The organism is Mesorhizobium sp. M1A.F.Ca.IN.020.06.1.1, from assembly GCF_004023265.1.
Classification (GTDB): Bacteria; Pseudomonadota; Alphaproteobacteria; order Rhizobiales; family Rhizobiaceae; genus Mesorhizobium.
In genome coordinates, this window is record NZ_RZSR01000203.1 from 1 (window position 1) to 7,593 (window position 7,593).

8 protein-coding genes and 1 pseudogene are annotated in these 7,593 nt (G+C 63.7%); 5 read left to right on the forward strand and 4 right to left on the reverse strand.

All coding sequences use genetic code 11. From position 1 onward, the window contains the following. A pseudogene (locus EOA60_RS11720) lies at positions 1–564 on the forward strand (esterase-like activity of phytase family protein); the annotation flags it as partial. A gap of 63 nt (positions 565–627) precedes the next feature. Here EOA60_RS11720 and EOA60_RS11725 read toward each other — a convergent pair. Then, a complete protein-coding gene (locus EOA60_RS11725; RefSeq protein WP_095824909.1) occupies positions 628–909 on the reverse strand; it encodes a hypothetical protein in 282 nt (93 codons plus the stop codon). Between the two features lie 149 nt (positions 910–1,058). On the opposite strand from EOA60_RS11725, the gene EOA60_RS11730 reads away from it, so the two are divergent. Beyond that, positions 1,059–1,925: an SDR family NAD(P)-dependent oxidoreductase gene (locus tag EOA60_RS11730; RefSeq protein ID WP_095824910.1), complete on the forward strand. Its 867-nt coding sequence runs from the start codon at positions 1,059–1,061 to the stop codon at positions 1,923–1,925. On the opposite strand, the gene EOA60_RS11735 is transcribed toward EOA60_RS11730, so the two are convergent. The 3 genes from EOA60_RS11735 to EOA60_RS11745 all read right to left on the reverse strand — a co-directional run bounded on the left by EOA60_RS11735 (position 1,912) and on the right by EOA60_RS11745 (position 3,801). Further along, complete coding sequence (locus EOA60_RS11735; RefSeq protein ID WP_066990799.1) at positions 1,912–2,427, reverse strand: low affinity iron permease family protein; 516 nt, start codon at positions 2,425–2,427, stop codon at positions 1,912–1,914. The genes EOA60_RS11730 and EOA60_RS11735 overlap by 14 nt on opposite strands. 255 nt (positions 2,428–2,682) lie before the next feature. Beyond that, on the reverse strand, positions 2,683–3,324 hold the full coding sequence (locus EOA60_RS11740; protein ID WP_095824911.1) for a DapH/DapD/GlmU-related protein: 642 nt from the start codon (positions 3,322–3,324) through the stop codon (positions 2,683–2,685). 48 nt (positions 3,325–3,372) lie between these two features. Beyond that, complete coding sequence (locus EOA60_RS11745) at positions 3,373–3,801, reverse strand: CreA family protein (RefSeq protein ID WP_095802437.1); 429 nt, start codon at positions 3,799–3,801, stop codon at positions 3,373–3,375. A gap of 272 nt (positions 3,802–4,073) precedes the next feature. Here EOA60_RS11745 and EOA60_RS11750 point away from each other — a divergent pair, with 272 nt between their 5' ends. From EOA60_RS11750 to EOA60_RS11760, 3 genes are all read left to right on the forward strand, one after another. Continuing rightward, positions 4,074–4,658, forward strand: a complete 585-nt coding sequence (locus EOA60_RS11750; RefSeq protein WP_095824912.1) for an SCO family protein — start codon at positions 4,074–4,076, stop codon at positions 4,656–4,658. Positions 4,659–4,735: 77 nt separating this feature from the next. Then, positions 4,736–5,608, forward strand: coding sequence for a 50S ribosomal protein L11 methyltransferase (locus EOA60_RS11755; protein WP_095824913.1), 873 nt, complete (start codon positions 4,736–4,738; stop codon positions 5,606–5,608). Positions 5,609–5,704: 96 nt separating this feature from the next. Continuing rightward, a complete protein-coding gene (locus EOA60_RS11760; RefSeq protein ID WP_095824914.1) occupies positions 5,705–7,549 on the forward strand; it encodes an aminopeptidase P family protein in 1,845 nt (614 codons plus the stop codon). The last annotated feature ends 44 nt before the right edge of the window (positions 7,550–7,593 follow it).

Below are 7,593 nucleotides of genomic sequence, written 5' to 3' on the forward strand. Positions count from 1 at the left end.
GTGTTCAAGGACGCCAAGGGCAAGATCAAAGTGGCCGCGCAGAGCGAGATCGTGGCGCTGTCCGACAAGAGCTTTTTGATGCTGGCACGCGACAGCGGCAACGGCCAGGGGCTGAAGGACGCCGAGTCGGTTTACCGCAAGATCGAGATCGTCGACCTGTCCGCGGCCACCGATATCGCCAACGGCCCATTCGACGCCGCCGACAAGCCGGTTGCGCCGAAAGGCGTGCTCGATCCGTCGGTGACGCCGGCCAAGCTCACCTCGTTCATCGACATCAACGACAAGGGCGAACTCGGCCGTTTCGGCCTGCACAACGGCGCGCCGAACGACAGGAACAACCTCTCGGAGAAGTGGGAGGCGATGTCGCTGGTGAGCGTGCTGGACCCGAAGCTGCCTGACGACTATTTCCTGTTCGTCGCCAACGACAACGACTTTCTCACCCAGGACGGCTTCCAGGTTGGTGCCCCGTACAAGGCCGAGGATGGCGCCGATGTCGACACCACCTTCCTGGTCTATCAGGTTACCCTGCCCGGCCTGTCGGGGAACAGTCTCGCCGCAAACTAGTTGCGATTACCTGGTTTACGCCGGACAGGCGGTTCGAGCGTCTCGTGGAAAGATAGCGGGTTCTTACTGCCGCATCACTTTCAGTTTTTCTGCCGCCGAGGCGGCAAGGTCGGCATAGCGCTCTTCCAGCCGCTCTGCGGCCTTGATGACGGGAAAGTCATGGCCGAACTTCTCCAGCGCCAGGCGCAGCTTTTCCGCGAAGTCCGCCTGTTGCTCCAGTGCCGAAAACAGGGTCTTGACCTGCGCCTCGCTGATATCGGGGTTGGCGAGCATCTTCGGCACATCCCGGCCCATCTGTTCGCCGGTGGCGGTCTGCTCCTTCAGGATTCCGATCCAATCGGTCAATGCCGAACTCCTTTTCCGGCAGCATGCGCGGGGCAAGCTGCTGCGGTCAACCCATTGGGGGTACCGCCGTCGATCATTGCAGCGATCAAGGCTTGCCTCGCCCCTGACCGGCGTTAAGTTCGGCTCGACCCGGAATAAGGACATCAACCATGACCAGCGACGCCGAAATCCAGACCGCCCTGCCCGCTTTCGCCTCCGGCAATGTCGCCGTCATCACCGGCGGCGCCAGCGGCATAGGCCTGGCCGCCGCGAAGCGCTTCGCGGCCATGGGCATGAAGGCCGTGCTTGCCGACATAGGCGGCGTGCGCCTCGACCAGGCCCGGCAGGCGGTCGCCGTCATTGCCGGGGACGATGCCGTTCTCCCTATCCCCACCGACGTCTCCAAGGCCGACGAAGTCGACCGGCTCGCGGAACTCACCTACGGTGCATTCGGTGCGGTTTCGGTGCTGATGAACAATGCCGGCGTCGGCAACAATCCCGGCAAGCCGTGGGAAAACCGTGAAGCCTGGAAACGGCTGCTGGACATCAATTTCTGGGGCGTCGTGCATGGTGTCGAGGCCTTTGCGCCGCGCATGCTGGCTGCGGGCGAGCCCGGCCTGATCATCAACACCGGATCCAAGCAAGGCATCACCACGCCGCCCGGCAATCTCGCCTACAACGTCTCCAAGGCGGGCGTGAAGACCTTCACCGAGGGCCTGGCCCACACGCTGCGCAACGAGCCTGGGGCCAAGCTTTCCGCGCATTTGCTCATCCCCGGCTTCACCTATACCGGCCTGACCGAGGGCGCGACGGAAAAGCCGGCCGGCGCCTGGACGGGCGAGCAGGTGATCGATTTCATGCTGGCATCGCTCAAGCAGGACGACTTCTACATCCTTTGCCCGGACAACGAGGTCGCTCGGCCCATGGATGAAAAGCGCATGGCCTGGGCGATCGGCGACATCATCGAAAACCGCCCCGCTTTGTCGCGCTGGCATCCGGATCACAAGGACGCTTTCGCCGCCTTTATGAACCGCTGACGGGCCGTTCAGGCGGCGCCTTCCTCTTAGAGCTTGCCTTCCGTGGCACGGTCTTGTTGGCGGCCGCCTCAGCGATCTTGCGGTCGCGCCCGGAACCGTTTTTTATCGTCATAGCCTGCTTGGCCGCTGTTTCGGCGATTTTGCGGTCGTGCCGTTTTGCCGCCGCTTCGCATTTGGCGCGGATCTCCTCGACCTCCGATTCCGTCAGGTGCTCGATGCCGATGAAATGGTTGTGGGCCTCGCTGACGCGAATCAACTCGTCGAGCTTGGTCTGGATTGCCGCGCCATCGCGGTTCTGCGTGTTCTGGATCAGGAACACCATCAGGAAGGTGATGATGGTTGTCCCGGTGTTGATCACCAGTTGCCAGGTATCCGAGAAGCCGAAGACCGGGCCAGTCGCGGCCCAGATCACTACGATCAGAACGCAGACGGCAAAAGTCAAAGGCATACCGGCCAGGTGAGCCACCCAATTGGCAACCTTGGTGAAAAGCTTTTCGATCATCCAGTCCTCACAAAACGCAAGAGCGCGGCACTTCGAGAGAAACAAGGGCCGGCCTCTCCGGTTCCCGCCGGCCCGATTTTCCGCCTGCAATCGCATACACGCCAGAGGCGCATGCCGACGAAAAAACACCTTATGCGTTGTTGCCATGGTGCCGGTGCAGGTCGAAAAGCCTGCTCGTTCCGCTTCACGGCGGCTTACCTCCGGCCCCTTCCGCCGCGCCACCCCCGCATGGCGGAAGGGGCGCGCTGCGCGGGTTCAGGTCGCGGCGTTTTCCCAACGATCGAGGAAGGCCTCGATCGGCAACGACTGCATGTCCGGGATCGCCCTGGCGAGTTTTTCCGGCGTCCAGTCCCACCAGGCGACGTCTTCAATGCGCGCCGCCACGTCGGCGCTAAAGCGCTGGCGCAAGGGTTTGGCCGGAACGCCGGCGACGACAGCGTAAGGCGGCACGTCATGCGTCACCACTGCGTTGGCACCGATGACGGCGCCATTGCCGATCGTGATGCCTGGCATGATGACGGCGCCATGGCCGATCCAGACATCGTGCCCGATGCTGACCGGCTTTGCCTGCCGCCGCTCTCGAAATGCCGCGTCGACGCCAAGCCAGCGGAAATATTCGTTGGGCCGGTAGCTCACCTTGTGCTGGGTCAGCCGCTCGATCGGATGCTCGAGCGCGTTGATGCGGCTGTTGGCGGCGATGGAGCAGAACTTGCCGATCATCGTGTAGATCGCTTCCGAATGACGCTCGAAATAGGAAAAATCGCCGACCGTCACGTCGCGCAGGATCACCCGCTCGCCGATCGATGCATAGCGGCCAAGCTTGCACCCCTTCAACTCCGCGGTCGGATGGATGCGCGGCTCGGGATCCTTCGCAACGAGATGTTCAGGACGGTCCATGGCGCGGCTTTACGCCCGAGCGATTGCCCCGGCAAGCGGGACCAATCATCATTGCGGCTTGCCCTTGGCCCACACGACGTTCTGGCCATAGAGGGGCACGGTCGTGACCGACATCTTCGCTGAGCCGTTCTGGACCTGGCGCGAATGCGAGAGATAGATCAGCGTCTCGTTCTTCTTGTCGTAGATGCGGTTCACCACCTGTTTCTTCCAGATCAGGCTGAGGCCCTGCTTGAACACCTCTTCGCCGCGCTCGCTCATGTCGATGTCGCCGATTGTGATCGGTCCGGTCTGCCGGCAGGAGATCGACGAGTCCGACGGATCTTCGAACCAGTTGCCCTTGTGCAGCCGATCGATGATGCTGCGGTCGAAATAGGCGACGTGGCAGGTGACGCCGTCGACCTTTGGATCCTTGATCGCGTCGATCATGATGTCGTTGCCGACCCAGTCGACGCCGACCTTGCCGACCTCGTCCGCCATCGCTGCGCCGGCGCCGAGGGCAATGCAGGCGGCAATCAAGCCGATCAGTTTTCGCAAGGAAGCCTCCTCGGGTTTTGCGTTTAGCCGATGTCAGGTGGGACAGGACAATGGCATTTGCAAGCCATTCGATGATCGTCGCGACGGAGGCGGCAGGTCTCGTGGTTGCGGCAACGCGACCTCTTTGCGCGCGCGCCGCCAAACCGCTAAGACTGTCGCCGAACAGGCTCGCGCCGGATCCGCCGGGCCGCGACGATCGCAACGGATAGTTTCTGATGATGCGCTCAATTCTGGTCGGCATCCTCGTCCTGATGGCGGCGGGCATCGGCTGGCTCACTTTCGACTGGTATCGCGGCCATCATGGCGGCCAGCCCTACGGCGCACCGTTCACACTGATCGACCAGAAGAGCGCGCCGATCACCGAGGCCGCGTTCCGGGGCCACCCAAGCGTGGTCTTCTTCGGCTTCACGCATTGTCCGGAAGTCTGCCCGACAACTCTGTTCGAAATGGCCGGCTGGCTGAAGACGATGGGCGACAGCGGCAAGAACCTCAACGCCTACTTCGTCACGGTCGACCCGGAGCGGGACACGCCGCAGATCATCAATTCCTACGTCGGCAACTTCTCCGACCGCATCACCGGCATCACTGGCGACCCGGACAAGGTGCATGCAATGGCCAAGGCCTTCGGCATCTACTGGAAGAAGGTCGACACCGGCGACGGCGATTACACGATGGACCACACGGCCTCCGTGCTGCTCCTCAACGCCAAGGGCGAGTTCGCCGGCACCATCGCCTATGGCGAAAGCGCCGACACGGCTATTGCGAAGCTGAAGCGGCTCGCAGCAGGCGGCCAGGCGTGATCCCGAACCGAAGGTTTGCGTAGCAACAAGTGGAACCGGTTCTCGGAAATGATCACGCTCAAACATGAGTCGCCCTGATGGGGCAGACCAGGTTCCATTTCACCACGGGCAAGGCCGAGGCTGACCGCATCTTCGCGGCGCTTGATGCAGCTTTCGAGGACGAAGGCCTGCCGCTTGCCCTGCTGGAGGTCGATGAGGCCAATGACATCCACGAAGTGTCGCTCTATGCCGATGGCGATGTCGATGCCGTCGCAGTCCGGATCAACGGCATACTCGCGGACCTGGGCCTGCCGAAGCAGGTCGAGCGCGAGGCGCTCCCCGACATCGACTGGGTTGCACGCTCGCTCGAAGGACTGAAACCGGTCCGCGCCGGGCGTTTCTTTGTCCACGGCGCGCATGATCGCGACAAGCGCCGCAGCGGTGACCTCGCCATTGAGATCGAGGCGGGTCTTGCCTTCGGTACCGGCCATCACGGCACCACGGCCGGCTGCCTCGAACTGCTGGAACAGGTGGTGGTGCGCGAACGCCCCGGCAACGCGCTCGACCTCGGCACCGGCAGTGCCGTGCTGGCGATAGCGCTGGCCAAGCTCGCGCACATCCCGGTGCTGGCGACCGACATCGATCCGGTCGCCGTTCGCGTCGCTGCGACCAATGCGCGACTGAACCGAGTGAAGGCGCTTGTCGAGACGGTGACGGCGCCCGGCTTCCACCATCCGATCTTCTCTAGGCGCGCGCCCTTCGACCTCATCGTCGCCAATATCCTGGCGCGCCCGCTGATGCGGTTGGCGCCTGAGATGGCCAGGCACATCAGGCTCGGCGGCTCGCTGGTGCTCTCCGGCATTCTCGACCGTCAGCGCGATGCGGTGATCTCGGCCTATGTCGGCCAGAGCTTCCGCCACGTCCGCACCTTGCACCGCGAGGGCTGGGTGACCATCCACCTCAAGCGCTGAAAACCGGATCGTTCAAGACTGGCCCTGTCGAAATCGATTCCGGTTTCGAAGACCTTGCGCTACGGTCGCGCGAGCCATTCGAGGAGATGCGGAAAAATGTTCCAGACCTTTGATTCCGCCGGCGATCCGGCTGTCGGCAAGCCGCGCGTGGCGACGCTGCGCCAATGGCTGGCCGAGAACAAGCTGGACGGCTTCATGGTGCCGCGCGCCGACGAGCATCAGGGCGAATATGTCGCCGACCGGTCGGCCCGGCTGAAATGGCTGACCGGCTTTTCCGGCTCAGCCGGCGTCGCCATCATCCTGCGCGACCGCGCCTTCATCTTCGTTGACGGCCGCTACACGCTGCAGGTGCGCAATGAGGTCGATCTTTCGATCTTCACCGTCGAGAGCCTCGTCGACAATCCGCCGGCCTCCTGGATCAAGGACAATCTCGGCAAAGGGGCCAGGCTCGGCTTCGACCCGTGGCTGCACACGATCGGCGAGATCAAGGCATTGAAAGCCTCGGCCGAGCAGTCCGGCGCGACACTGGTGCCGCTCGAGAAGAATCCGATCGATATCATCTGGGAAGATCAGCCCGAGCCGCCGCGCGCACCCGTGGAACTCCATCCGATCGCCTTCGCCGGCGAACTCGCCAAGGACAAGCTGGCGCGGCTGGCGGGCGCGATCGAAAAGGAGGGCGCGACGCACGCCGTGCTCACCGACCCTTCTTCCATCGCCTGGGCCTTCAACATCCGCGGCGGTGACGTGGCGCATACGCCGCTGGCGCTCGGCTTCGCGATTCTTGCCGCCGACGGCAAGCATCAACTCTTTATGGACCAGCGCAAATTTTCGCGCCAGGTCGCGGCTTATCTCACCCAGCTCGCCGATCCGCACGACCCAGGCGAATTCGAATCGGCGGTCGCCAACCTCGCCAAGGGCGGCGCAAAAATCGCGCTCGATCCCGTTTTGGCGGCGGAAAAGCTCAAGATGCTGGTCGAGGGCAATGGCGGCATCGTTGTCTCTGCGCCAGACCCCGCTCGCATTCCGCGCGCCACCAAGAACCACGCCGAGGTCGCCGGCAGCCGCGCCGCGCATCGTCGCGACGGCGCCGCCATTGCCAAGCTGCTCTGCTGGCTCGACCGGCAGCAACCGGATACGCTCGACGAGATCGACGTCGTGACCAAACTCGAGGAGGTGCGGCGGCAGACCGGCGAGGAAACACAGATGCCGCTGCGCGACGTCTCCTTCGACACGATTTCCGGCGCCGGCCCGAACGGCGCCATCATGCACTACCGCGTCTCCCGCGCCACCAGCCGCAAGCTGCAAAGCGGCGAGCTGTTCCTGCTCGATTCCGGCGGACAATACCAGGACGGCACCACCGACATCACCCGCACCGTGCCGATCGGCCAGCCGACCGAAGAGATGCGCGAGCGCTTCACGCTGGTGCTGAAGGGCATGATCGGCATCTCGACGCTGCGCTTTCCGGCCGGCACGCGCGGTTCGGAAATCGATGCCGTCGCCCGCGTGGCCCTGTGGAAGCATGGCTGCGACTTCGCCCACGGCACCGGCCATGGCGTTGGCTCTTACCTCGCCGTGCATGAGGGCCCGCAGCGCATCGCCCGCACCGGCACCGAAAAACTGCTTGCCGGCATGATGCTGTCCAATGAGCCGGGCTATTACAAGGAAGGCTCCTACGGCATTCGCATCGAGAACCTGATCCTGGTCACGCCTGCCGAGCAGATCGAGGGCGGCGACATCGCCATGCACGGCTTCGAGACGCTGACGCTGGCGCCGATCGACAAGCGCCTCATCCGCAGTGACCTGCTGACCCGCGACGAACTGCACTGGCTCGACCAGTATCACGCGCGGGTTCTGGCCGAGATCGGTCCGATGGTGGACGGCGAGACGCTGGCCTGGCTGGAGAAAGCCACGGCGCCGCTGCCGCACGACGCCAAGATCTGACTTCTAGCCGACGAACTGCCTGGCCAGAATCAGCACCGCGGCAC

Excerpts from the sequence above, each read along its gene's own strand:
- EOA60_RS11730 (WP_095824910.1), top strand. The coding sequence starts at position 1,059 with ATGACCAGCGACGCCGAAATCCAGACCGCCCTGCCCGCTTTCGCCTCC.
- EOA60_RS11735 (WP_066990799.1), bottom strand. The coding sequence starts at position 2,427 with ATGATCGAAAAGCTTTTCACCAAGGTTGCCAATTGGGTGGCTCACCTG.
- EOA60_RS11740 (WP_095824911.1), bottom strand. The coding sequence starts at position 3,324 with ATGGACCGTCCTGAACATCTCGTTGCGAAGGATCCCGAGCCGCGCATC.
- EOA60_RS11745 (WP_095802437.1), bottom strand. The coding sequence starts at position 3,801 with ATGGCGGACGAGGTCGGCAAGGTCGGCGTCGACTGGGTCGGCAACGAC.
- EOA60_RS11750 (WP_095824912.1), top strand. The coding sequence starts at position 4,074 with ATGATGCGCTCAATTCTGGTCGGCATCCTCGTCCTGATGGCGGCGGGC.
- EOA60_RS11755 (WP_095824913.1), top strand. The coding sequence starts at position 4,736 with ATGGGGCAGACCAGGTTCCATTTCACCACGGGCAAGGCCGAGGCTGAC.
- EOA60_RS11760 (WP_095824914.1), top strand. The coding sequence starts at position 5,705 with ATGTTCCAGACCTTTGATTCCGCCGGCGATCCGGCTGTCGGCAAGCCG.